Annotated in this window: 18 protein-coding genes; 8 read left to right on the top strand and 10 right to left on the bottom strand. The window is 60.4% G+C overall.

Features of this window, described 5'->3' with window-relative positions:
• Positions 1-170: 170 nt before the first annotated feature.
• From ACN9MO_RS20945 to ACN9MO_RS20975, 7 genes are all read left to right on the top strand, one after another.
• Positions 171-743: a MarR family transcriptional regulator gene (locus ACN9MO_RS20945; RefSeq protein ID WP_057249450.1), complete on the top strand. Its 573-nt coding sequence runs from the start codon at positions 171-173 to the stop codon at positions 741-743.
• Between the two features lie 45 nt (positions 744-788).
• Positions 789-2,042 carry a glycosyltransferase family 4 protein gene (locus ACN9MO_RS20950; RefSeq protein WP_113737143.1) on the top strand — a complete coding sequence of 418 codons (1,254 nt, stop codon included), beginning with the start codon at positions 789-791 and terminating at the stop codon, positions 2,040-2,042.
• Between the two features lie 174 nt (positions 2,043-2,216).
• A complete protein-coding gene (locus ACN9MO_RS20955) occupies positions 2,217-3,689 on the top strand; it encodes a DUF6212 domain-containing protein (protein ID WP_110879222.1) in 1,473 nt (490 codons plus the stop codon).
• Entirely contained in the window at positions 3,676-6,357 is a 2,682-nt protein-coding gene (locus ACN9MO_RS20960) for a glycosyltransferase (protein ID WP_113737144.1), read from the top strand. Before ACN9MO_RS20955 ends, ACN9MO_RS20960 begins: the two co-directional genes overlap by 14 nt.
• Positions 6,358-6,395: 38 nt before the next feature.
• Positions 6,396-7,574 carry a polysaccharide pyruvyl transferase family protein gene (locus ACN9MO_RS20965; RefSeq protein ID WP_113737145.1) on the top strand — a complete coding sequence of 393 codons (1,179 nt, stop codon included), beginning with the start codon at positions 6,396-6,398 and terminating at the stop codon, positions 7,572-7,574.
• A gap of 144 nt (positions 7,575-7,718) precedes the next feature.
• Positions 7,719-8,891 carry a polysaccharide pyruvyl transferase family protein gene (locus tag ACN9MO_RS20970; protein ID WP_113737146.1) on the top strand — a complete coding sequence of 391 codons (1,173 nt, stop codon included), beginning with the start codon at positions 7,719-7,721 and terminating at the stop codon, positions 8,889-8,891.
• 31 nt (positions 8,892-8,922) lie between these two features.
• Positions 8,923-10,011: a glycoside hydrolase gene (locus ACN9MO_RS20975; RefSeq protein WP_113737206.1), complete on the top strand. Its 1,089-nt coding sequence runs from the start codon at positions 8,923-8,925 to the stop codon at positions 10,009-10,011.
• 47 nt (positions 10,012-10,058) lie between these two features.
• Here the strand turns inward: ACN9MO_RS20975 and ACN9MO_RS20980 are convergent, their stop codons facing one another.
• Positions 10,059-10,301, bottom strand: a complete 243-nt coding sequence (locus ACN9MO_RS20980; RefSeq protein ID WP_113737147.1) for a hypothetical protein — start codon at positions 10,299-10,301, stop codon at positions 10,059-10,061.
• A gap of 356 nt (positions 10,302-10,657) precedes the next feature.
• Between ACN9MO_RS20980 and ACN9MO_RS20985 the strand changes: the two genes are divergently transcribed.
• Complete coding sequence (locus ACN9MO_RS20985) at positions 10,658-12,112, top strand: TrkH family potassium uptake protein (RefSeq protein ID WP_058320950.1); 1,455 nt, start codon at positions 10,658-10,660, stop codon at positions 12,110-12,112.
• A gap of 811 nt (positions 12,113-12,923) precedes the next feature.
• On the opposite strand, the gene ACN9MO_RS20990 is transcribed toward ACN9MO_RS20985, so the two are convergent.
• The 9 genes from ACN9MO_RS20990 to ACN9MO_RS21030 form a co-directional block, all read right to left on the bottom strand.
• Positions 12,924-14,018, bottom strand: coding sequence for an OpgC domain-containing protein (locus ACN9MO_RS20990; protein ID WP_113737148.1), 1,095 nt, complete (start codon positions 14,016-14,018; stop codon positions 12,924-12,926).
• Positions 14,019-14,571: 553 nt separating this feature from the next.
• Positions 14,572-16,938, bottom strand: a complete 2,367-nt coding sequence (locus ACN9MO_RS20995; protein ID WP_113737149.1) for a polysaccharide biosynthesis tyrosine autokinase — start codon at positions 16,936-16,938, stop codon at positions 14,572-14,574.
• Positions 16,939-17,006: 68 nt separating this feature from the next.
• Positions 17,007-17,912 carry a UTP--glucose-1-phosphate uridylyltransferase gene (locus ACN9MO_RS21000; RefSeq protein ID WP_113737150.1) on the bottom strand — a complete coding sequence of 302 codons (906 nt, stop codon included), beginning with the start codon at positions 17,910-17,912 and terminating at the stop codon, positions 17,007-17,009.
• Positions 17,913-17,916: 4 nt separating this feature from the next.
• Entirely contained in the window at positions 17,917-18,933 is a 1,017-nt protein-coding gene (locus ACN9MO_RS21005) for a glycosyltransferase family 2 protein (RefSeq protein WP_113737151.1), read from the bottom strand.
• The gene (locus ACN9MO_RS21010; protein ID WP_113737152.1) at positions 18,930-19,856 is read right to left on the bottom strand and encodes a glycosyltransferase; all 927 of its coding nucleotides are present in this window, start codon (positions 19,854-19,856) and stop codon (positions 18,930-18,932) included. The genes ACN9MO_RS21005 and ACN9MO_RS21010 overlap by 4 nt, the downstream gene beginning before the upstream one ends.
• Complete coding sequence (locus ACN9MO_RS21015) at positions 19,853-20,851, bottom strand: glycosyltransferase family 2 protein (RefSeq protein WP_113737153.1); 999 nt, start codon at positions 20,849-20,851, stop codon at positions 19,853-19,855. The genes ACN9MO_RS21010 and ACN9MO_RS21015 overlap by 4 nt, the downstream gene beginning before the upstream one ends.
• Positions 20,848-22,053 (bottom strand): glycosyl transferase family 1, encoded by a 1,206-nt coding sequence (locus ACN9MO_RS21020; RefSeq protein WP_110879212.1) that lies wholly within the window; start codon positions 22,051-22,053, stop codon positions 20,848-20,850. Before ACN9MO_RS21020 ends, ACN9MO_RS21015 begins: the two co-directional genes overlap by 4 nt.
• Positions 22,054-22,160: 107 nt before the next feature.
• Positions 22,161-22,943, bottom strand: a complete 783-nt coding sequence (locus ACN9MO_RS21025; protein WP_057249476.1) for a glycoside hydrolase family 16 protein — start codon at positions 22,941-22,943, stop codon at positions 22,161-22,163.
• A 2-nt stretch (positions 22,944-22,945) separates the two neighbouring features.
• On the bottom strand, positions 22,946-24,067 hold the full coding sequence (locus tag ACN9MO_RS21030; RefSeq protein WP_425988165.1) for an acyltransferase family protein: 1,122 nt from the start codon (positions 24,065-24,067) through the stop codon (positions 22,946-22,948).
• Between the last annotated feature and the right edge of the window lie 35 nt (positions 24,068-24,102).

Raw genomic sequence — 24,102 nt, forward strand, 5'->3', positions numbered from 1 at the left:
GCTATTTTGTTTGTTATCACTTAAATCACAGTGTTGCCGTGATAAGTGTGACACAATAATGGTGGAATGCTCAAGATAATCATATTCGGGGGGAGTAAAGGGGGCCAAAAATTGCTTCAAAATTTGAAGTAATTTTTGAATATCGTAGTAATGCTTAGTTGGAGAGAGGGATGAATCAAAAGATTCTCTACCCGTTCGCAGATTTCGGCGGCGCTGTTGCCATCCGCCCCGGGGATGACGCAGTTGGTAGTGCCGCCGAACACGAAGATATTGGCCAGGAGAGCGAAGCCTCCGTGGTCAGTTATTTCGAGCTGGCGCGGATGATGGAGCGAGCAAGCAGACGGTTTACCGGCCTGTTGCGCGCCGAGCTGACAAAGCTTGGCGTCGACGACATTGGCCCGGCGCAAGCCATGGTCTTGCTCGCGATCGGCGATGCCGAGGTGTCCGTGGCTGAGCTTTTGGATCGCGGCCATTATGTCGGTTCCAATGTGTCCTACTATCTGAAACAACTCGGCGATGGGGAATATATCGACCGGGCTGCATCGCAGCGCGACCGGCGCTCGGCTCGCATTCGGCTTTCGGAAAAGGGCAGGCAGCTCTGCGATTCGCTCAGGAAAGCTGCCGGTGCCTATGAACGGGTGCTCAGCCACGGCGAGCAGGACCGGCGCAATCTCGAAACCGCATTTCAAACGCTGCACCGGCTTGAGCTGGTTTGGGGGAATGCGACGCGTTACGGCATCTGAGCCGCGGCGCGAACGCTGTCCTTTCATCGGTAAAAGGCTAGGAACATGCACGTAGCATTTGTACACCGGCGCGGCTTCTGCCAATTCGCCGCTCTCGCGGCCCATTTGGCGCAGACGGGAAATGAAGTAACCCTCGTGACGGAAACCGTGGATCAGCGGATTCCGTCCACGCGGGTCATCCGCCACAGGGCGGAGCCGGGACCGCAGGCCAATGCGCAAATGGCAAGGCATTTGGGCGTTCCGGACCATCACGTCCGCATAGGTCACCGGGTCGCAGAGACCTTCGAGGCGATGGCGAAGCAGGGCCAGATGCCCGACGTCATCGTTGGGCACACGGGCTGGGGCAGCATGATGTTCGTCAAGGACGTGCTGCCGAACGTACCAGCGCTCGGCTATTGCGAATTCTTCTATCGCGCGGAAGGGGCGGACATCGGTTTTGCCCCTGACGACCAACCCGATTCGGACACGCGAAAGCGGCTGCGTCTGCGCAACATGGCGCAGCTGCTGTCGCTGGAGGTAATGGATGGCGGCATTAGTCCGACCCATTGGCAAAGGAGCCTCTATCCGGCCGAGCACCGCGGACGCATTGCCGTTTGCCATGAGGGCGTCGATACGCGCGTCTTCCGTCCGGATGCGTCGGCCTCGCTCAAGCTTCCGGATGGGCGGGTGCTGAAGGCGGGCGATCCGTCGATCGTCACTTTCGTGGCCCGCGACCTCGAGCCCTATCGCGGCTTTCCGCAGGCGATTGCGGCGGCGGCGAAAGTCGCGCGGGAACATCCCAATGCGCTCTTCGTGTTCGTCGGAGGCGATGGCGTCAGCTACGGCGCTCCGCCGCCGGGCGGAGGATCCTGGAGGGATCACCTGCTTCAGTCCCTGGATGTGCCGGCAGACCGGTTCCTGTTTCCGGGCGTCGTGCCACATGCCGTGTTGCGACAGCTCTTCCAGATCTCGGCGGCGCATATCTATCTGACCTATCCCTTCGTGCTTTCCTGGTCGGTGCTGGAGGCCATGGCCTGCGGTGCACTTGTCATCGGGTCGGATACCGCCCCGATGCAGGAAGTCGTGAGTTCCGGTCGCAACGGCCTGCTTGTGCCATTCTTTGATACGGACGCGCTCGCGGGCGCGCTCTCCGAAGCGTTGCGTCATCCGGAAAAGTATACCGAGATGCGTGCGGCCGCCCGCCGGACGATCGAACAGCGGTTCCGGTTGGGTGACTGCATCGCGCGGCAGATGATGTTGCTGGACAAGGCAACAAACAGTGCTTCTACCTCTAATATCTCACTGGTTTCATCTGTATAATACTTCAAAATCCGAAGTATTATTTCACGAAAAACACAAATATCACTTATTGTGCAGTGCAAATAACCTTGATATGATTTTCGTATGAGCTTGAATTCGCCGATGTATTTCGTTTCGGCGAATTCAACTTCAGAGGGAACTTGTTCATATTGAAGGTGGCGCGTGCAAGAGTTGATGTCTTCTGGCGTGAGGTATTCGCAAGCGAAGCGAAAGCTGGTGGTGGCATCTGATCATGACAGGGCGAGTGTCGAAGGTAGCGGCATCGAGCACCTGGTTCATTTCCTTCCCAAGGGCGATCGGGCCCAAACCACTCTCGAAAACGTATTCCCGCTGATCGGGCTTGCCTTCTCAAAAGAGGGGGAGGAGGACCTTGCGGAACGGCTCGTGTCCTTGCGTGCGCTTGGCACCGTACCGGATTTCCCGGTCAAGCGGTTGAGCGCACACACGGCGGCAGAAAGTGCCGTAATCATTCAGGCGTTGGTCGACGGTGGTGTCGGGCGTCTTGCGCGGTTTTCGAGTGCGATCACGTCGGAGCTCGCGCTATTGCGCCGCGAGCGCGAAACGCTGCTCGAGAATTATCGTGCGCTCGAAGACGCCTTCCAGGCGCGCAATTGGGAGCCGGTCACCGAGGTCTTTGCGCACGATCCCTATGTCGACCCCAAGGACGAAGGCATCGGCCATCTGATCGCCAATGCTTTCGTCGAGCAACTCCTGCCGGTTTCAAGCCATGGCGTGGCAGGCATCGCGCTTCATTTCAATTCCGTTCCGAGAGACGGTGGCGAACTGGTCGTCGTCCTGAGTTATGTCGAAAGCGGCGAAGGCGTGGCCGAATGGTCCGTGCCGTTTTCACAGCTGGTGCCTACGTGGAACTTCTTCGCCTTGCCGCGCACCTGCGGAGGCGGCGCAAGAACGTTGCGGTTGAGGGTGTCAACGACGGGCTCGGAAACCATCGGTCTTTCGCTCGGTTACCCCATTGCCAGCGAGCATTACACCGCACGCTCCGAAACGCGTCACGCCGACCTCGATCTGCGTCCGCTCGCGTTCCGCATCTATACGGGCCTTCCCGGCGTCAAGCCGACACGCATGCCGAACATGATCGCGCCAACGGCGCTGCTCGACGGTCACTTCATCGAGGATTACCGGCTGTCGGTGGATCTCTTGAGTCAGATCGTCGACGTGTCGGTCACGCCGGTGGTTCCGGAGTTCCAGACCGTGCGCTACCTCGAGCACGAACACGCAGTGGTCTGCCACCCGCTGCCGAGCGGCGTGTCGGCCGGCGCCATCGGTCGGGCGGTCGAGCCCGGAACCATTTCGTTCTCCGCAAGCGCCATCGTCGATCATCCGAAGGGGGCGCCCGCTGCCGTCAGCTTCCTGCTCGCGCCAGCGACTTCGAACGCGCGTTCGGAAGTTGCCGAACTCGCCCGCAAGGGCTCGGTGAAGCCTTCGGCCTTTTTCAGTGGCTGGCGCGAGGTCACGAACCAGCAGCCGATCAATATCAATTTCCAATTGGACGAGCCGGTGCGCCATCCCATGGATCTGATGATCCTCAGCCGTGCGGTCACCGACTCCGTCGACTTTTCCTGGCTCAAGGTGTCGGGCTTCCGGATGGTAAAGCAGTCGGGTGGTGCGTCTCATGTCAAGCAATAGCGATCCACGCGACCTGATCGCGATTGCCATGCCGCTCTACGGGCACGCGGCGCTGGCACTCGAGGCAATCGAGTCCGCATTAGCTTCGGCGCTTTCAGATTGCCGGATCGCCATCGTCGTCTCGGTCGATGGTGACCCACGGCACGAGACCTTCGATCAACTGCTGTTGTTTTCTGCGGCTCATCCCGACATCCACGTGGTCTTCGGCCGGAATGCAGGGCCGGGCGGCGCGCGCAATCGGGCCATCGACTATGTGCTTGAAAACCTGTCTGAAGCGAAGGCTGTCTATTTTCTCGACGCCGACAATCGCGTTCTGCCGGGCACGATCGAAACCCTTTACCGCCAACTGCGTGAGAGCGGCGCCGGCTGGGTCTATACCAATATCGATACCTTCTCGGTGAGCTGGCGAGCGCACTACGGCAACCACTATTCCAGGCTGGTTCACTGCATCACCGACAACATCTGCGACACGGGCTCGATGATCTCCATCGATGTCTTCCGGGAGGGCGTTCGTTTCGACGACGACCGGCAGAACGGTTTCGAGGACTGGGAATTCTGGCTTTCCTGCGTGGAACACGGTTTCGTCGGCACGCCTTGCCACGAGACGACCTTCGAATACCGCTTGCGGGCGGAAAGCCGGTTCAAGGAAGCCAACCGCGACCGTGCGACGTCCGTAAGCTTCCTTAGGAAGCGCCACAGAGCGCTGTTCCAAAGGCCGATGCTCGTCGACTTTGAACACGAGGAATGCCCCCGCTATCTCTTCGCACGCACCGAAGACGCGGCGATCTCGTTCTTCACCGACCCGACCAAGCAGCCGAAGAGGCTGCGCCTGGACGATATCATCCCGGCCTTCTGGGCAAATACCGGCGAGCCGGACAACGTGCACTTTCCGCCATTCGTGATGGCCGGCAGCGGGGCGACGATCGATCTGCTCTTGCGCTCGCGCATGTTGCCGAACGTTCTTTGCCACTTGGAGCGGCTGAGCGAGAAGGCGAACGTCGTGTTCGTCCACCTCGGCAACGACGCCACGCAGCGCAAGATCGAACCGACGTTCCTCGATGCCGGATCCGAGCACCTCGGCCAGCCGGATCTCATCTTCATTTCGACGGCGCTTTTGCGCGATGTCATCCGCAACAACGCGCTCGACTGGTTCGCCTCGATCGGCAGCCAGCAGGTCTGGCCGACGTCGGCGGTCCTCAATGTGCGGTTCCCGTTCCCAAGGGCTCTGCCGCGCCGGACGCTCATCACGCCGCAGCAGGTCATGATCAACTGCGTCAACGCAATCGCCACGAGCCCGCTGCGCCGCACCGCCGGCCGCCGCTGGACCTGGCGCCCGCCGAGGCTCATGCCCTATTCCGATCTGCATAAGGCGTTGCGCACGGAAATCGGCGGTTCGCCGGTGCTGCCGCTCGGGCACAGCGAGGCCGGAAAGAAAACGGCCGCGCTGCTCGTGCCGAACGCCTCCTTCGGTGGTGCCGAAAAGGTGATCTACGCTGCGTCCCGCGAATTGCGCGCCGCCGGCTATGAGACGCACCTGTTCGTGCTTGGCACCAGCCGAATGGACGTGATCGACGAGTTCGATGCGAGCTTCGATTACGTTCATTTCTGGGATCAGGGCATTCCGGCCTGGGGTGGCTCCGGCTCGTTCCTGGGACACGACTTCATCGCCGAACATCATGAGGTCGACTGGGGCGCGTTGAAGGGCCAGCTTTCGGGCTTCGATCTCGTCATCAACAACCACGTCATGGCGGTGCACCCGCTGATCGCCCGATTGCGTTCCGAAGGCACGCGCACGGCCTGCTATCTGCACGTCGTCGACAACACGCCGTTCAAGCGTCCGGCCGGCCAGCCTTTCGCAGCGATCGCGCACGAGCATTGCTACGATGCCTTCCTGACCTGCTCGGAACAGCTCAAATTCTATCTGCACAGCTTCGGCGTACCGCTTGAGAAGATCTTCGCGGTTCCGAACGGCGCGAGCTTCTCCGTCCCACCGAAGGTGCTTGCGGAGGTGCTGCAGGTGCGGCGGATCGAACGCAAGGACGATCGGTTGAGGCTTCTCTACATGGGCCGCCTCGACCAGCAGAAGGGCATCGACCGGCTCGCCGCGACGATTTCGGAGCTGCGCGCGGCGCGTGTGCCGTTCGACGCCCGGGCGATCGGCGGCGAGATCCTGGCTGATGCCAGCTTCTCCTGGACCGACCGGCTGAAAGAGCTTGGCGTCGAGGTGCGCCCGCCCGTCTTTGCAAGCCGGGATCTGATCAAGGCGCTCGGCTGGGCCGACGTGCTGGTCATGCCGTCGCGCTGGGAAGGTGCGCCCTTGATGATCGCTGAAGCGCAGCAGCTTGGCTGCGTCCCGATCGCGACTGCCGTCGGCGCAGTGGACGAGCTGATCGTTGATCGTGAGGACGGCATCCTGATCGACGCTCCCTCCGACCCGCAAGTGGTACGAGACATGGTGAAGGCGATCACCGAGGTTGCTCATGACCGCAACCTGCTTGCCCCCATCATGGAAGGCTGCCTCAGAACGGCGGCGCGCCGTGCCTGGCCAAACTCTTTCGCGGAGTTCCTTGGCTGGTGTGACGGCTCCGTGAACAATTCATCTCTTTCGCGCGCCAAGGTTATCCGTGCGCGTGAGACATCCAATACCGGCGTTGCAGCAGCAGTTTGAGCGCGCCGGGCGACTTTTTAACTAGAAGGGACTTACGCATGCGTCCAAGAATCCTCCTGACGGGCATTCCTGGCCATTACACGCGCCTCGCCAATGGCGCGAATGGCCTGTCGGTTTCCTATTCGGAACGGCAGAAACAGCCCGAATCCAAGGACGAGTTTCTTCAGGAGCTTCGCAACATCAGCAACACCGGCAACTATCTGATCGGTGAGGGAGCTCTGCGTGCCATCGCGCCGCATGCCAAGCAGATCCCGTTCTGGCATCTCTACAACTGCCACAAGAACGGCAGCGGGTTCGACGAGTTCAACAACAACTTCGACATCTGCGTCTTCACCTGCGCAAATCTCCTGCGCAAGGGGCTGTCGGCGGATGCCGAAGCCGATGTGCTGAGCAAGCTCAAGATGCCGATCGTCATGCTCGGCATCGGCCATCAGAACCGCAAGGATCTGGAAACCGGCCTGCCGGAAGGAACGAAGCGGCTGCTCGACGTGCTCAAGGACCGCGAACACTATTTCCTGACCCGTGGCTATGAGACGGCTGGCTATCTGAAGGACCAGGGCTTCAAGTACGTTCGACCGACCGGCTGCCCCTCGGTCTATTTCGCGCCGAACAACATGCGCGCGTCGATGAAGAAGCTGCCGAGCGTCAAGATCGGCCAGGCAAAGACGATCTTTTCGGGTTATCTCGGCGCCAATCACGATTGCATCGTCGATGCCATCGCGCTGAACCCCGAGGGAGCAAAGCCACAATATGTTATCCAGGATGAGTTCCTGCACTTCGACATGAAGGTCGAGCCGGATGCCGATGGCAGAGTTTTTGACTCCTGCTCGGGAAAGATGCTCGGCGATATCGCCTATCCGGGTACGGATCGTCTGAAGATGCCGTTCGACTTGCGCACCTTCTTCGATACCAATCAGTGGCGCGCCTGGGCCTCGCATATGGACTTCAACTTCGGCCGGCGGTTCCACGGCTCGATCATCGCCATGCAGGCGGGAGTGCCGAGCCTGATGGTGGCAGTTGACGACCGGATGCGCGAAATGCTGGGCTTTACCGGCCTGCCGTCGGTCGAGGTGCAGGAACTCGAAAAAGCCGAAAACCGCGCGGACTTCGTCGCCAGCCATCTGGCCGGGCTGAACGCATCCGAACTCGTCGACCGTTACTCCGATCGCGAACGCAACTTCCGCACGGTACTGCGCGAGATCGGCATCGGCCAATAAATCGCTGACGCCTCGGGTGCGTTCTACCCGAGGCACGAATGCGATCGATTTCATAATGTTCGGGCGGGATGAGGAAGACTGCGCACACGTTTCCTCATCCCGCTCTACGTCAACTGTGGGTCAGCCCATAACTCAGGTGTATCGATGCGTATCCTGCTCACCGGAATCCCTTCATATCTCCAGCGTACCGTCTCGCGTGTTTCCGGTGCGACGGTCCATCACAAGCCTTACTTCGACGACATCCGAAGCAAGAAGGAACTGATCGACCAGGTCAAAAAGATCGCCAACACCGGTAACTACCTGATCGGCGAGGGCGCAGCTTACGCCTTACGCGGACATGACGTGACCTATGTGCCCTTCTGGCACCTGGTCAACAGCCGCGGCGCCAACGATGTCTATGATGCCCTGAACAAGGAATTCGACATGTGCGTGTTCGCCTCGGCGAACCTGTTGCGCCCGGGATATTCCGCCGATCTCGAAGCCGATGTCTTCGATAAATTGAAGATGCCCGTGCTGGTGATGGGCATCGGCATCCAGAAACGGGAAGGGCTCAAGGAGAACCTGCCGGCTGGCACATTGCGGTTCCTCGAGGTGTTGAAGCAGAAGGAGAGCTTCTTCCTGACCCGTGGCTATTTCACCGCGGAGTTCCTGAGAGCCGAGGGCATGAAGTTCGTCAAGCCGACCGGCTGCCCTTCGCTCTTCTTCGCGCCGAACGAGATGCGACGTTCGCTGACGTCTCTTGCCAATGCGGACCTGGCATCGGCCCAGAAACTCGCGCTCGGCGGTTATCTCGGCAGCGTCGCCGACACGATCGTCGATGCCCATGCGCTACTGAAGCCCGATAGCGTCGCAAGCTACGTCATCCAGGACGAGGTCGTTGCCTATAACCTTACGCTCCCGGTGGACGACAACGCTCCGGTCTACGACCGCTCAAGCGGACGCATCACCGGCAAGACCGAGTACAAGCATCAGGAGAAGTGGCAGAGAGAGAACGAGCTCATGGTGTTCTTCGACACCAACCAGTGGCGCGCCTGGTCGTCGTCGAGAGACCTCTGCATCGGCCGGCGGTTCCATGGCTGCGTCATCGGCATGCAGGCGGGTACGCCGTCGTTGATGATTGCCGTCGACGACCGCATGCGGGAGATGCTCGAATTCATCGGCTTCCCCTATATCGAGGCGGGCGTGTGGAACCGCGAAAGCGACAAGCGCGCCCATCTCGCCAACTTCCTGTCCAAGATCGATGCACAGGCCGTCACCGAGCGGTACTCGGCTTGCGAGGCGAACTTCCAAAGTGCGCTCAAACAGGTTGGCATCTAATCGCCTCTTGACGAGAGCAGCGCCATGGGCGCTGCTCCTCGCCGCCCAGCTTTCCCTAGCGGCAGTCTTTGACGCACCGCCGGCGTTGGCCAAGGACACGGCTCTCGCGCGCTACGGGGTCAATCGGCTCAATCTTGCCTGGCTCGACCGCGCCGAGCAGGAGCGCGTGCTTAAGGAGATCGCCGATAGCGGCGCCACACATGTGCGGCTCTCCCTGTCTCGGCCGGTCGAAAAGAGCATCGACGCGGTCGGCATAGCAAGCCGACTCGGATTGCGTATCCTGCTCGAAATCCAGCTTGCGAACAAAAGCTACTATGCGGATGCGGTACGGCCCCGCAGTGGCCAGGGGCGCATCTGGGACATCAACCGCCTGTCCGAGCTGGACCTCGATCGATATCGCCTTGGCCTTCGCGAAGCGCTCACCCGCCTGGACGCGCTCGGTGTTCGCCTCGACGCGGTGGAGCCTGCAAACGAGATCAACCTTGCCGGCTACAACGGCGATCTTGCCGTTTATCAGAAACCCGGTCAGCTGACGCCGCGAACCGTCGGGGATCTCAAGGATCGCGCAGCTTTCGAAGAGGGCCTCGACCGCTATATCGAGGTGCTAAAGATCACCCGTGAGGAGGTGCGCAAAAGCGCCAAGAGCAGCGGCGCCGCCATTGTCTCCGCCGGGCTCTCTGACATGGGCGCCAAGGAAGCGGACCGGCAAGGCATGGAGCGGCTCGATCCGGCTGAGGTGATAACGCTTCTGCGGGACCGGGGAATGGACAAGCATGTCGATGCCTACGGCATCCACATCTACCCCGCCCGCAAGGATCCGAAAGCGATCACATCCGTCGTCACCAAGCTCCTCGATTTCTGCGAGCCATCGGATAGCGGCAGGCCGTGCTGGGTGACGGAGTGGGGGATCGCCAACACGGCCCGTACCTGTCCCGTCGATGATCGTCAGCGCGAGGGCGCGATGGCAGCCATGCGCAGCGTCTTCGCCGAGTTTGCGAAGGCGAAGCGACTGGATGCGGCCTACTACTATGACTGGGATACGCAGCAATCTTACCGGCTCTGGCGGTGCGGTACGCTCAGCCCTGCCGGTGCCCTCGCGATCGCACCGGGTGACAATTGACCCTCCCTGCGCAGAGTTCCGCTTGGATCAGCGCCCGGCTGCGTCGGTTAACGGCGCGCAGCTCGGCTTGTTGCCGGTTCAAGGCCTTTGCCACGATATGTGACGGGGATGCCGAGTTCCTCGTGGGTCCGCGCCAGCGTTTCCAGCCAGGTCGCCAGTTCGTCCGGCACCTTCTCCTCGCCGGTCTCCATCTCCTCGATCCACGCCAGGTTGCAATGCAGGGCGCTCGCCAGATTGATCGGCGTCCAACGAAGAACGAGAAGGCATTGGGTGAAACGGGCGGGTGTCATCGGTTGTGCTCAAGGTTGCATGTGGAATGGATGAAGCAGGCTTTACACGCTGAAATAAGTCAAGGTGATGACTTGTCGCGCCCGAAAGGCCTGATCTTTTCGTGAGTTAGAGTTGAATGAGCAAAATGCCGCAGAACGGCTGTGGAAACCGCAGCCTATCGGCGTTTGCCGCGGCTGCTCGTCCCACCGGCAGTGATGAAACGCGCCGAATGTGAGATAGGAAGCGGGCTCTCGGCCTGCGTCCGATGAACTTGCCGGCAGCGGCGGGTGCGAATCGCGCGACTTTCAGATTGAATGGCGCCCGATCCCAACAGCCGATTCGGGCTTTCGGACAACTGCGCTGGGGCCGTCGACCATTGCATGCATCTCTCTACCAATCCGCGATCAACATCGCCGCGAAGGCAGCCTTCTACCTGTCCCTCACGATGCTTCTTCCGGCGGCGGTGGACCTGTTCTATGGGCATCCGGATTGGCGGATATTTGCCGTGTCGGCCTTCATTACCGGGGGCGTCTCACTTCTGACGATGGCCGCGACGCAGGGCGGCCCTCCGCCCTTCAGCCGCAAGATGGGCTTCCTCGTCGTCAACTTGCTCTGGCTCGTCATCTCGCTCGTAGGCGCGGTGCCTTTCTGGTTCTCGTCGCTGAAACTCGATTTCGCCAAGGCCCTGTTCGAATCCGTTTCTGGCATCACCACGACTGGCTCAACGGTGATCACCGGTCTCGATTTCGCTCCCCCGGGCATTCTGCTCTGGCGTTCGCTGCTGCATTGGCTGGGTGGCATCGGGATCGTGGCGCTCGGGCTCTTCGTCATGCCCTACTTGCGTGTCGGCGGCATGTCCTTCTTCAAGATGGAATCCTCGGATACGACCGAGAAGCCCTTCGCCAGGATCGTCACCTTTACCCGCGCCTTCATCCTCATCTACGTGGTGCTGACGGTCACCTGCGCGATTATCTACTCCTATCTCGGCATGAGCCGCTTCGACGCGTTGAACCATGCAATGTCGACGATCGCGACCGGAGGCTTCGCCACCCACGACGCCTCGCTCGGCTACTTCAAGAGCCTGCCGATCCTGTGGGTCGCAACGTTCTTCATGACCTTGAGCAGCCTGCCGTTTTCGGTGCTCATTCTCTTCATCGTTCGCGGCCGGCTCGATACGCTGAAGGATCCGCAGATCATCGTCTTCCTGTCCTATCTGACCATACTTGCGCTTGCCGCAAGTCTTTATCAGCGCCTTGCCAATGGCGTCACAGCGAGCGATGCGCTTGCGCATGGGTTCTTCACGGTCTCGTCAATCCTGTCGACGACCGGCTTTGCCAGCGACGATTACATGCTGTGGGGGGAGTTCATCGTCGCCCTTGCTTTCGCCGCCACCTTCATGGGCGGGTGCTCCGGCTCGACGGCCGGCGGCATGAAAGCCTACCGTTTCATCATCATTTTCAATTCCATTCGGGCGGGCCTCTTCAAGCTGATCTACCCGAATGCGGTCCACACGGTGCGCTATGGCAAGGGCCTCGTCGATATCGATGTCCAGCGCACGGTCTTCATGTTCTTCACCGCCTATATGTTCATCTGGGCGTTCGGCAGTCTGGCGATGGGCGCCATGGGCTATGATCTCGTCACGGCTGCTTCCGCCGTTGCCACAGCGCTCTCCAATGTCGGCGCCGGGCTTGGGCCGATCATCGGACCGGCTGGTAACTTCTCGACCTTGTCGGATCCAGCCCTATACCTTCTGTCGGTGATGATGCTGTTTGGCCGTCTCGAAATCCTGACGGTGCTGGTCATCCTGACCCCGCTCTTCTGGAGGGATTGAGCTCTATCGCCATTTTCCTTTTGAAATCAATGTAGGAACGCTGTTCACGCAGCAGACATAGTCCCGTCGTTTGCAAGAAGGTGTTTCACGGTTGGCGGCAGGACCCCAACAACTAGCGAGGGCGGCAGCGTCATCAGCAGGCGAAAACCACGTGCAACGGGGCGAATTGCCAATCGAAATGATGAACCTTATTTGCCAGAGCGTTGTATCTCTCTGGCGACGTCGCTGTTTTCTCCGCAGCATTCGGTGACAATGCCCAAACAGCGTTGCCGCTCCAACGCAATCGCCTCAGCAACCATCGTCGTAGGGTCGCGTTGTCCACGTGCCATATGTCGGGCTGAAATGCTCCAGGCCATTGCGGCAATTTCGTCTGGAATCATGATTTTCCTCAGTTGGTACTCAACTGAGCGTAGGCGCTCTCGCTTTCGCGAAACGTGCGCGTGATGCAAGACAGCTTGCGCCAACTCCTTGTGGCCAGCATAGTGTAAAGATGCGGCACTTCCTGCGGAAATTGGTGGACTATGTGATGTTCGGTTGGTCAGAGCCCGACGATCTTCCGCCACTTAGCGAAGAGCAGCAATTTCTCCTGAAGGAGTTTCGGCTTGGGCTCATCACTGAACAGGAATGGCGAGACTTACTCGAACGCGATCCGACTTTGTCTGCACACTTTAAGGTGAGGGATCCCCGCGTTTCTGCGGGGTGAGAGGTATGGGAGCGGTCGAATCACTCCGACTTAACATTAGGCTCAAAAAACGGTGGTCAGCAGAGTTCTTACTGCCAGGAGCTATGCTCCGGCCGCCGCCACTAGTGTCTAGCTTACGAGCGTTTGGGGATCGCGCCAACTGACTTGCTGTCGGCGCCCCTCAAGCCACCATGCCACCGCCAACTGCAACAGGCAGCCTGTAACGAGCATAGCCACCTGGATCGGTAGCGCAGTGTTTGCTGTGCTGTTCATTAGCGTCTTGGCAACAAAAACCAGTAGGACCCCGAGGGAAAAAACAGGAAGGCTGTGCTTGCCGGCTGCGCAGATCGGGCCAAAGGCCGGTCGGTTAGCTGCAACGTGCACGAGACGGATGTTCCATGCGAGATACAGGATCGCCAGGACATTGAGGATGCGCAGCGGGCCACTGTTCGTTTTCGAAACGAGTTGATGGTACGATTCCCCGAGCGGGGGATCCGCGAGGCCAAGATACACGGCAAGATTGATCGGAATGGCAGCGATAGCGAAGATGGCGGCCGCGGCGAACACCGAGCGATTGTGGCGAAGCACGGGTCTCGACCGCTTCAGTCCGATGCCGATAACGATCCCGATGATGAATAGAAACTGCCAAGAAAACGGGTCGAAATACCACTCACGGCTATCCAGCGCCCAGTTCTGCAGGTTGATGTGGCCAATGCCCGAAGCTAGCCACACCGAGCAAGAAACGCACAACAGGATCGTTTGCGAGCGATTGTGAAGCCAAAAGACAATTGGAACGAGGCCTAGCAGCACAACATACAATGGCAGGATATCGAGATTGCCCGGCATATACATAAGCAGCAGGGCCTCTGCTCCGTGCTGATAAGGAGCGTCCCAGAACGAACTCATATCGGCCCAAGGTGTTGGGCCAACGGCCAGAAACAGGACACCTGAGATGCCTGCCAGCACCGAAAACAACGACATATGGACGAAATAGAGGGTGAAGGCTCGTTTCCACGGCCGTAGGAACTGGATTGATCCATCGGGACGATAATAGGCGAGAGCAGCGGATACTCCTGCTAAGAGAACGAAGACGTCCGCGGCATCTGCGAAACCGCGAGAATGCTGCACAAAACCTGAAAAGGTGAACTCGGAATGCCCGACGAAGATCAAGAGAAGGGCAAGTCCGCGCAGAAGATCAATCCTGCTTTCTCGTTGCTTCTCCATTCATCTCCCCGTGCGGATGTCGACGACGACGCTCTTGCTGAGGAAACCCATACGAGAAAAGCGTTATTATCTGATATCCGACAAGGCGATAATTTTTATTGAAATCGTTGCGTGAACGCCACAGCCACAGGTCGCTACTAGCGCCCCTATTGTACCTCCGGCCGGATGGATGCTGTACGCAGCCAGGGCTTGTGCTACTGGGAATGAGCCAATCTGCAAGCTGGGGAGACCGCTCGGTCGTCCCGAAGTCGTATTCCCGATTCAGATGACGACAAATAGCAAAGCGCTTGCGACCAGAAGCAGAGTTCCGAGCGCCGCTACAATGATCGAAATCAGTTCCCTGTCGTATTTCGGCATATCGGAGTTCTTAGTCACGTTCTCACGGTTTGCGGCAGGTATTATCAAAATATGGTTATAGCGATCATATTTTATGGAAATTCACTCTATCGATGGATCGACATACTCGATCCTGTCAGCCGCTGCCATCCAATATGAGAAGCCTCGAACCGTTTCCGGTCCGAGGCTTCGTATTTCGACGGGTAAGGGAGGGCGGTCAGGCTGCCTCCGTCCTGCGATAGGTCCCGGCGTTCTCGACGTAGTACTTCTCGAAACGATGGCGATAGTGCTCAGCGCCACCAAAGTCGCTGTACTTCGCCAGTTCGTTCATGTCCGTCTTGTTGAGGATCACGCCAAGGATCTTGCCGTTGATCTGCGGTTCGGAATTGAGCAGATCACGCACCAGACGCGACGGCGTGCGGCCCCACTCTGCAACGTAGATGAAGCCATCGGCGAGCGGCGAAAACGCCTTGCCATCGACCACCGGAGCAAGCGCCGCAAGATCGACAATCACGTAGTCGAACGATTTGCGGGCATTGTCGATAAGGTCGGCCATCGCCGGGGAGGCGAGCAACTCGTGGCTGTCATAGGGCTCGCTCTTTGCCCCGGCTTCCCCGCCAACCGGGAAGATTGCCAGTTTTGTCTTCTGGTCGATCTTGATGCCGGCGGGCCAGGAAGATTCGCCGATCAGCGCCTCGACGAGGCCGGTCTTTGGCGGCGGATTGATCATCTTACTCAGCCCCGGCTTGCGGATGTCGGCGTCGATCAACAGCGTCTTCTTGCCGCTCGCCGCGAGCAGTGCGGCAAAGTTCGCCGCGATGATCGACTTGCCCTCGTCCGGAACGGCAGAAACGATGCCGATCACCCGCGAGCCGTTTCCGTGCAACATCCGGTCACAGGCGAGCTTGGCGTTGCGGAAGGTCTCGGCGAAAGACGATCGCGGCGCGTCGAGCACGATGCGACTGACCCGTTCAAACGGCAACGGCTCTGCGGCCTGTGTCGCCGGCTGGGGCGTCTTGCCCTTCATCAACCGCGCGCGAACGCGGTCGGTCGTGGTCAGTTGACGCGGGCCGATCAGCGGAACATAGCCGAAAGACCTGTGTCCGAGGATTGAACGCACGTCGCTTTCGAGCCGGAAGGTCCGCTCGCGGAACTCCTGGAAAGCTGCGAACGCACCGCCTGCCATCATGCCGAGCACCGCCGAAAGTGCCAGAACCAAGGTCTTCTTCGGACTTGAGGGCGAGGTTGGAACACCAGCCGTGGAAATCACCCGGGCCTTGGCGATCGGGAAGGAGCGCTGCTGCGAGGCCTGCTCGTAGCGGTTCAGGTAGGTCTCGTAGAGGGTCTTCAACGCTGCCGACTTCTGCTCGAGTTCACGCAGATGCACGAGCGAAAGGTTCGCATCCGAGTTTCGGCCCGTTGTGCCTTCGATGTTTTCCCTGAGCGAAGCCTCCCGCGAGCGGGCGACCTCATATTCGTTTCGGTAGCTCGCGGTGAGTTGCTCCAGTTCCTGGAAGATCTGCCGGCCGACATCGGACTTTTCCTTGCGCAGCGATACTGCCTGGGGATGGTCGGCGCTGAAGCTTTGCGTCACTTCCTGTTCGCGTTTGCTGACGGCCAGGTAACGGGTACGCAGTTCGCGGATGACGGAGTTGTCGCCCTCTTTGGCGGAAATCGTCGCGTTCTTGACCGCAGTTTCAGGCCCTTGGTCGACGATCGCCTGGAACTGCTTGAACCGTGCGGACGCGCTTGCCGTGTCGGCTTGAGCGATGATGAGCTGGCTGTTGAGATCTGCCAGTTGCTGTTCGGACATCAGTTCGCCGCGAGCGAGCGTCAGGCCGTTCTCGCTGCGGTATTTCTCCACCTCGAGCGAAGCCACCTGCGAGCGTTGCCTGAGGTCGGCAAGACGTTCCTGCAGCCAGACGGAGGCGCGCTCCGTCGCATCGAAATTGGCGTTCAATTGATCGTTGAGATAAGCATCTGCATAGCCGCGCACGATAGCGGCGGCGAGCTGCGGATCGCTGGAACGGTAAGCAAGCGCAACAACGGAGCTTCGGTTTACGCGCTCGACGGCCAGCCCCTGCTGGATGAGCGCGGCCGCCTTCTGACGTCGTCCGTTGCGGGCCGCCTCTTCGGAAATATCGGATCCAAACGAAAAGACGCCGGTCACGGATCTCAGCCAGTCCTTAACGGCGCCGAAGGGCGAGCGTGGCGGATTGAGGACCGTGTCGTTGTCGTCGAGTTTCATCTTGTCGACGACCCGCAAGGCGAGCTCGCCGGACTTCAGGATCTCGACGGCGCTTGCCATCTGGGTGTCGAGCAGCTGGCTGTTCTGTGGCGTTGCCTGCTCCTCGGCATATTTCGAGAGGTTCTCGTCGAGCAGGATCTGCGTCATCGACGTATAGAACGACGTCGCGAAAACGAGGTAGACCGCGCCAAGTGCCATGAACAGCACGACGAACGCGCCAACCAGCCTGGCGCGGCGAACGATGACCGAAAAGAGCCGGTCAAGGTCGATGAACCTATCGGGTTCCTCCATTTCCCTCGGCACAACGTTATTGAAGGGGAGACTTCTTTGGTTCATTGGGTCGCTCTGTCCGTTTCCCTTTTGGTCCGAAGGCTGGCGCCTCGCTTAGAGGCGCCAAACCGGCCTTATGCCGCGCGGATGCGGCCTTCATGAGACAGAACCATGTCCTTGACCGCGGCATAGACCATGTCGCCGAGGTCAGAGCGCGCGAGCGCGAAGGCGACATTGGCGGCGATGAAGCCTTCCTTGGAACCGCAGTCGAAGGTGCGCCCCTCATAGGGATGGGCGTGAAACACTTGATTTTGCGAGAGTTTCAGCATCCCGTCGGTCAGCTGGATTTCGTTGCCGGCACCCCGTTGTTGGTGCGCGAGAATGTCGAAGATCTCGGGTTGAAGGATGTAGCGGCCGTTCAGGTAAAAATTCGACGGTGCTTCGCCGGCACGCGGCTTTTCGACCATTTTCGTGACTTCGAAACCGTGGGGAACGGTGGCGCCCTTGCCGACGATGCCATATTTCGACGCATCTTCCGGGGCGCATTGCTCGACCCCGACGACGTTGCCGCCGGTCTGGCGATAGAGATCGACGAGGCCGGCCATGCAGCCGCGCGCCCCGTGACACAGCATATCCGGCAGGAGCAGCGCGAAAGGCTCGTCGCCGATCACGTCGCGCGCGCACCAGACGGCATGGCCAAGGCCGAGCGGCGCCTGCTGCCGCGTAAAGCTGACCGAGCCGGCACGCGGCAGCATCTCTTCCAGTTCCGAAACCTGGGCATTCTTGCCGGAACGGGTCAGCGACGAGATGAGCTCCGGCGTGTCGTCGAAGTGGTCCTCGATTGCCTGCTTGTTGCGGCTGGTAACGAAAACGATGTGCTCGATGCCCGCCTGGCGGGCTTCATCGACCGCATATTGCACCACCGGACGATCGACGATCGTCAGCATCTCCTTGGGTATCGCCTTTGTCGCGGGGAGGAACCGCGTTCCATTGCCGGCGACCGGGATCACAGCTTTCCTGACGGTCCTGATACGGTCCATGGCTTTATCCTTTACGTACGTGAGGGCTATTGCCCGAGGTGGATCGTTCAGCCGCCACCGTCGGTGTGGCGGGCTTCAATCGTGCGAGCGGCGCAAGCAAGCGTCGCAGCCGCACGGCGATCGGCATTCTGAGGTGCCGAAGCGCACTGGGGTCGGACAAGGCCACCTGGGCGGCCCCAACCAACGATCTGGATTTCAGATGATCGACGAGGCGCAGGAAGGCATGCGCCTCGCTCAGGCTCCTGTCACGGCGACGCTGCATTGTCATCGCTTCGGCGTCGATCGAGTGGTTTGCGAGGAAATCCTTGTCGGCTGCAATCATCGCCTCGATATGGCGAAGTTCGAGCACCCGGGAGATCGAGCCCTCGCGAATGTGGTAGCAATAGCCGGCTGACGGATCGACGATGCAGCGTCCGCCATGGGCGAGCGCAGACGCGAGCAGGATGTAGTCTTCACCGATCCGGATGGACTGCTTGAAGCGAAGGCCATGCTCGTTCAGGAAACGGCGCTCGAAAATCGGCTTCATATAGCCAAAATTATAGGTCGAGCGGAAAAGCACATTGGATTGAATGAAGGCCGCAAGCGTCAGCACCCGGTGGTGTTCGAGCAAGGCTTCGGGAAACATGCGCTCGACGCGCCCGTCGAGGTTCGCGACGTCGATGTTGTCGACGGCAATCTGGGCGCTCGCCGTCGACGCCAGCGCAATCATGCGGGAGAGCCGTCGGGGGCTGATGGTATCGTCCGCGTCGAGAATGGCGATCCAGTTGCCGCGTGCCGCTTCAAGCCCGGCATTGCGCGCTCCGCCAGGCCCACGGTTTTTCGCAAGCCGCAACAGCCGCACCCGTGGATCAGCGATCCCTTCGACCACGGCACAGGTGTCGTCGGTGGAGCAATCGTCAACGACGATCACTTCCAGGTCGACCTCTTCCTGTGCGAGCGCGCTCTCAATAGCGCGGTGGATCGTGTCGGCGGCGTTATAGGCCGCGACGACAAAACTGACGTCTGGTGCTGGGAGCGTCATCCGGCGGTCGCGGCCCCATACTGCTGAAGTTCACGTACGCCGAGAAGCCCACTGACGACACCCGCATGCATGATGGCGCGCAGGGCGTAGCGCGAACGCGCGACCGGCGATCCGAGAAGAAAGAGGCTCGCCGTAGCGCAATAGCCGGACTTGGCCATCGCCCGGGCGATTTCCACCACCTGCCTTGTGGGTTGGCCCGGCTCGCTTAACAGGCGCCCGTGAGTCTGGCCCGAACGGAAGCGGCGCTTGGCAAGCCAGGCAAGGCGCGCGCGCTTTTCCGGAACCGGTTCGAAGACCAATGCATCCGGGGCATAGGCGAGACGTCCGCCGGCCGCATGCATATGGCGGAAAAATTCTGTGTCCTCACCACCAGTCCGCCCAAGAGCCAGGTTGAACCGTCTGTCGAAAAGGACCGGCCGGGTGAGATCGAGCAGCACATTGCAGGTGTAGCCCGTGCGGATCTCGCCATCGACCCATACGGGGCGGGTCGAATGAAAGTCGCCGCGGCGCATCCAGTTCGGCGCGGACAACGCGTATTCGGCGCGAACCGGGCCGAGCACGACATCGGCCCCGGTCGTAGCGGCCGTGTCGAGCAATTGCAGGAGCCACGTCCTCGATACGGTCTCGTCGTCATCGACGAAAGCGAGATAGTGACCGGCGCTATTGTCGAGACAGGCATTGCGGGCGATCGAGATGTTCGACGCCGGGCAATGCACGTAAAGGATCTCGAAGGGCATGGTCGGGCGCATCTGGTTGACCAGCGCCTCGGCACTCGGCGTCGTGTCGTTGTCGGCAACGATGACGCGGATGTCGACATCGGCGGGCACCGTGATGAGCGCCAGCGAATGCAGCGTTTCTGCAAGTTCCGGACGGCGGAAGGTGCAGACCGCAACATCGATCCGTTTCCTGGCTCGATCGGTCATGGCGCCACCTTTCGGTTTCGCGCGGTAAGAAGCTCGCGCCAGAAGCCGGCCGACCAGGCGAAATGCATTACCATGGCCGAAAGGGCTGCAAGCGGGCCGTAGGGGTTCCTCTGTCCAAGTGCCATCCACATTCCGTAGCCGATGCAGGCGGCGGCCCAGAGGACCACCGGAACGACGGCGAGCCAGTTGATGACGGCGAGCAGAGCGCCAATGGCGACGGGTGCCACGGCGAGCGGCAGAAGCTGCCGCAGGTTCGGCCAGGCGCGGTGCTTCAGGACATTGCGCGCGCGCCCCCGTCCATAGGCGAAGTATTGGCGGAAGAGCGGGCCGACCTTGGCCCGCGGATAGTAGACCATGCTCGTCCGGTCGGTCATCCAGATGCGGTAGCCCGCCTGACGGAAGCGGTAGTCGAACTCCGCATCTTCGTTGTGGCTGAAGATTTCGTCATAGCCGCCGATTGCCTGAAAGGTGGAGATCCGCATCAGCGCATGGTGGCCGTGATCGGCCCAGTGGCTCGTCGCGCCCAGCCGATGCTTGGCGCCACCATTGCCGAGCTTGGAATTCTGGGCGTAGGCCGTCGCCTTCTGGAAAGGCGTGAAGCCGACCGTCTGCATTGCGACGACGACGGAGTCCGCACCGGTCTCAAGCGCCTCTTCGACAAGACGCTCGCAGTAGTCGTCTGGATAGGTCCCGTGAGCATCGATGCGGATCAGGTAATCGTAGGACGCTCCATATTCGGCGACGGCAAGATTGATCGCCGCACTCTGGATGCGCTTCGGATTGTCGAGGGCAAGCACCGAGGCATGTGCCTTGGCGAGGCGGGCAGCAATCTCGCGCGTGCCATCCGTGCTGCCGCCGTCGACAATCAGAATGGCGCCGTTGAGATGCGCCGCTGCCGGTCGCAGTCCCTCAACCAGGCCTTCGATGTGCTCAGCCTCGTTGAGGCAGGGAATGACGATAAGGGTTCGTGTCGAAGCCAGCGTGTTGTTGCTCATGACAATCCGCCTTCGTTCTGAGGAGTTGGGGAGAGGTTAGGCGCGATCCGCGGCGGAGCCGCCGACGTGACCGCCGAAAGCCGCCGGACAAGGCTTTCGCAGTCGCTGCGGCTGAAAATCCAAGTATCAGCCGCGCAAGTCGCGATCCGGCCGGATGCCTCAATGTAACGCTCGGGGTCGATCGAGCCGAGCAGGGTGGCGAGCGCCTCCGGCTCCGCTTTGTCGAGCAGCATGCCGAGGCCGCGGATGGCGAGGAACCGTGCCGTCTCGGTACCGCGCAGCGCAATCGGCACACGGCCGAAGCGGCAGCCCTCGTAGAGCCGGTTCGGCAACAACCATTTCGAGTTCTGGCCTTCCTCGAAGAAATCGATCGCCCAGGTGAAGTGCACGTCGGAATAGATGTCGCTCAGTTCTTCCGGGCTGCGGTAGGGCCCGTGGAACTGCATGAAGGGTTCATTGCGCACGAAGCCCTCGAAGTCATCGAACTGCGAATAGGCCGGCCGACCGCGCAGCACGATCTCGAAGCGTCCTTCCATTTTGCGGGAAAAGGCCGACAGCAGCGCCAGCGATTTGCGGCAGCGCAATGCGCCGAACCACCCGATGCGCCACGGCCCATCCTTTGGCGGCGACGCTGCCGGAACCAGCGGTCGCGCCATGGTCTCGTTGAGCTCGAGCACCTTGTTTTCCAGCATCATGGTCGGGGCCGTGATGCCGGAAAGCGGGCGGAAATAGTGCTCGACGAAGGCCGGAGAACTGGTGATCAGGAGCCGCGCATCACGCCCGAGAAACGCCTCGCTCGCCCGCAACGTCTTGCCGGCGATGTCGGGGCGCAGAAGCAGGCGGTGAATGTCGAGACATTCGTAGACGATTGGCACGTCACCGCCCAACACACTCACAGCCTTCCTGGCGATCGCCAGCATGTCGAGATTGCGCGCAATGATCACGTCCGGGCGTTCGACATTGCGCAGCGCCTGCCTGAGCGAGAAGCAGCCCTTGGCGATCGCGCCGATCCGTTGAACGAAACGCCCGTCATGCGTTGTCCCGAGCTCAATGGGCTCGATGCCCTCGATCGCCGCTAGCGGGTTTGCGTCGCGCCTGAACCCCGCAAGCTTGACCCTTGCACCCCCGGCAAGGAGCATCAGGACACGCCGACGAACGGCGGGGTCGGCAAGATCCTGTGCGAAATAAAGTACCTGCAGCATGAATATCGAATATCCGGTTCTCTGCTCGGCCGTCGCCGAGCATGGTTTGAAACGTTGGGCGTCGCGGTTTGAACGCGTCGATTAGGAATGCGGTTCCTGGCCGCCGCTTAGTTCGTTCGGCAGGCGATCGATTCGGCAAACTGGCATTCGTCTCCCGGCGCGGTGAACGCGATCCGGTCGATCTGCATGGTCGACGGTCCCTTGTAGGAGAAGGCGCCCATCCAATCCGAAAGCGTGTCGGTTCCCCAAAGGCTGAAGAAGATCTTCTGCGGGTTGGCGGGGATCTTCGCGGGATCGGTCACTTCGTGGACCAGTTCGCCGTTGACGTAGTAGCGGATACGTTCCTTCTCCCAGACGAAGGCGTAGTCGTTGAAGCCCTGGTTGGCGCCGCCGGGCACGTCGACAAGCTTTTCGTTGCCGCCCTTGGCAGAGACATATTGGTTGATCTGAACCTTTGCGGGGTTCTTGCCGAGGACTTCGAAATCGATCTCGTCGTGCGGCTTCTTGTCGGCCGGGCCGATATAGGTGAAGAACGCCGAGTTCAGCCCGGAACCATCGGCCGTCTTGATGCGGGCCTCATAGGTCCCGTAGCTGAAGCGCTTGCGTGTCTGGATCTCGCCGCAGGCGTAGTTGCGCTTGCCAAGCTTTCCTTCGGTGAAGGAGAGTTCCGCGATGCCGTTCTCGACCTTCACCTGCTTCTTGGACCAGGTGCAGTTCTGGTGGGCGCCATTGTTCCAGCCGTCGGAGACATACCAGATGCCGGTGTCGAGGGTATCGAAGTTGTCGATGAAGGACTTTGCCTCTGCTGTGTCCCCGGCGTTTGCCGGGCCGGCAAGGCCAATCGCGACAAGGCTCAACAGGGCGAGGCGGTGAGGTCCAGAAGATCTCATGGTCAGGTCCTTTGCTGTGGTGAAAGTTCGGCGCGCTGTTCCGCCGGCCGCACCTTTGCGCCTCGGGCGGCGCCCGCTCGGCTGCCGGTCAGGATTGCAGTCAGGTTCGGAAGCCAGCGCCCGGCGAGGCCGTAGGCGGCGACAAGGATTGCGATCGTGATGAACGGAACCGTGTAATAGAAGGCCGGGTAATATCCGAAGCCGGCGCGGTTCCAAATCATCCAAAAAAGAACCAGCAGCGGATAGTGCGTACAGAAGATCCAGAAGCTGAGCCCGCCGCCGCGCGCCAGAGATGCCCCGACGTTCGTGCGGACCAGTAACGCGGAAACCGCCCAGGAGCCGAGAATGCCGGAGAGGGCGGTCAGACTGCGCAGCATATCGACCCAGACCGGAAAGTCGGGTCCGTACCGATAGAGCACGAGCGAAAGCAGCACCGAAGCGCCAAGGACGGCGATGGTGATCGGCCAGGAAAAGCGATCGAGACTGCGCACGTCAACGCGATTCAGGCTCATGTATATGCCGACGCTGAAACCAAAGAGGATCGACTTCTTCAGGAAGATGCCGTTTGGCAGCGGTAGCACGGCATAGGCGAGCAACAGTGCGAGCGTCTGCATCGGATAACGCTTGATCAGCCAAGCCAGTACCGGCGACAGCACGATGCAAAGCAGCAGATCCCGCAGGAAGTAGAGCGGCACGTTGATCGGCAGATCCTGGAGCGCCACGGCGAGGTTCAACCATTCCCGTGTGCTTGCGCCCACGACATCGGGCAGATATCCGAAGCCGATACCGTTGCTTTGCGCAACGAAGGCCAGTGCCAGAAAAGCAATGTTCCAAAGCAGGAAGGGCAACAGGACGGTTCTGGCCTTGGTCTTGAGCGTTTTGCCATAGTCGAAACTGTCGAGGCCACGCCGGAACAGGAGATAGCCGGAGATCGCGCTGAGGCACGGGACGCCGACACGAAAAAGGCTGTCGCCAAGAAAGACGCGCAGCCAATCGAGCACACCATAGGTGCCGACATACGGGCTCGTCGCCGGATCATGCGGCACGTGCACGAAGACGATGCCGGAGATCAGCACGATGCGCATCAGATTGATCCGCGACGAGATGTTCGCGTTCACATCCACGATGTCCGTCACCCCTATCTGCCAGCGCCATTTTC

It is taken from the genome of Ensifer sp. R-19 (assembly GCF_049905105.1).
Taxonomy (GTDB): domain Bacteria; phylum Pseudomonadota; class Alphaproteobacteria; order Rhizobiales; family Rhizobiaceae; genus Ensifer.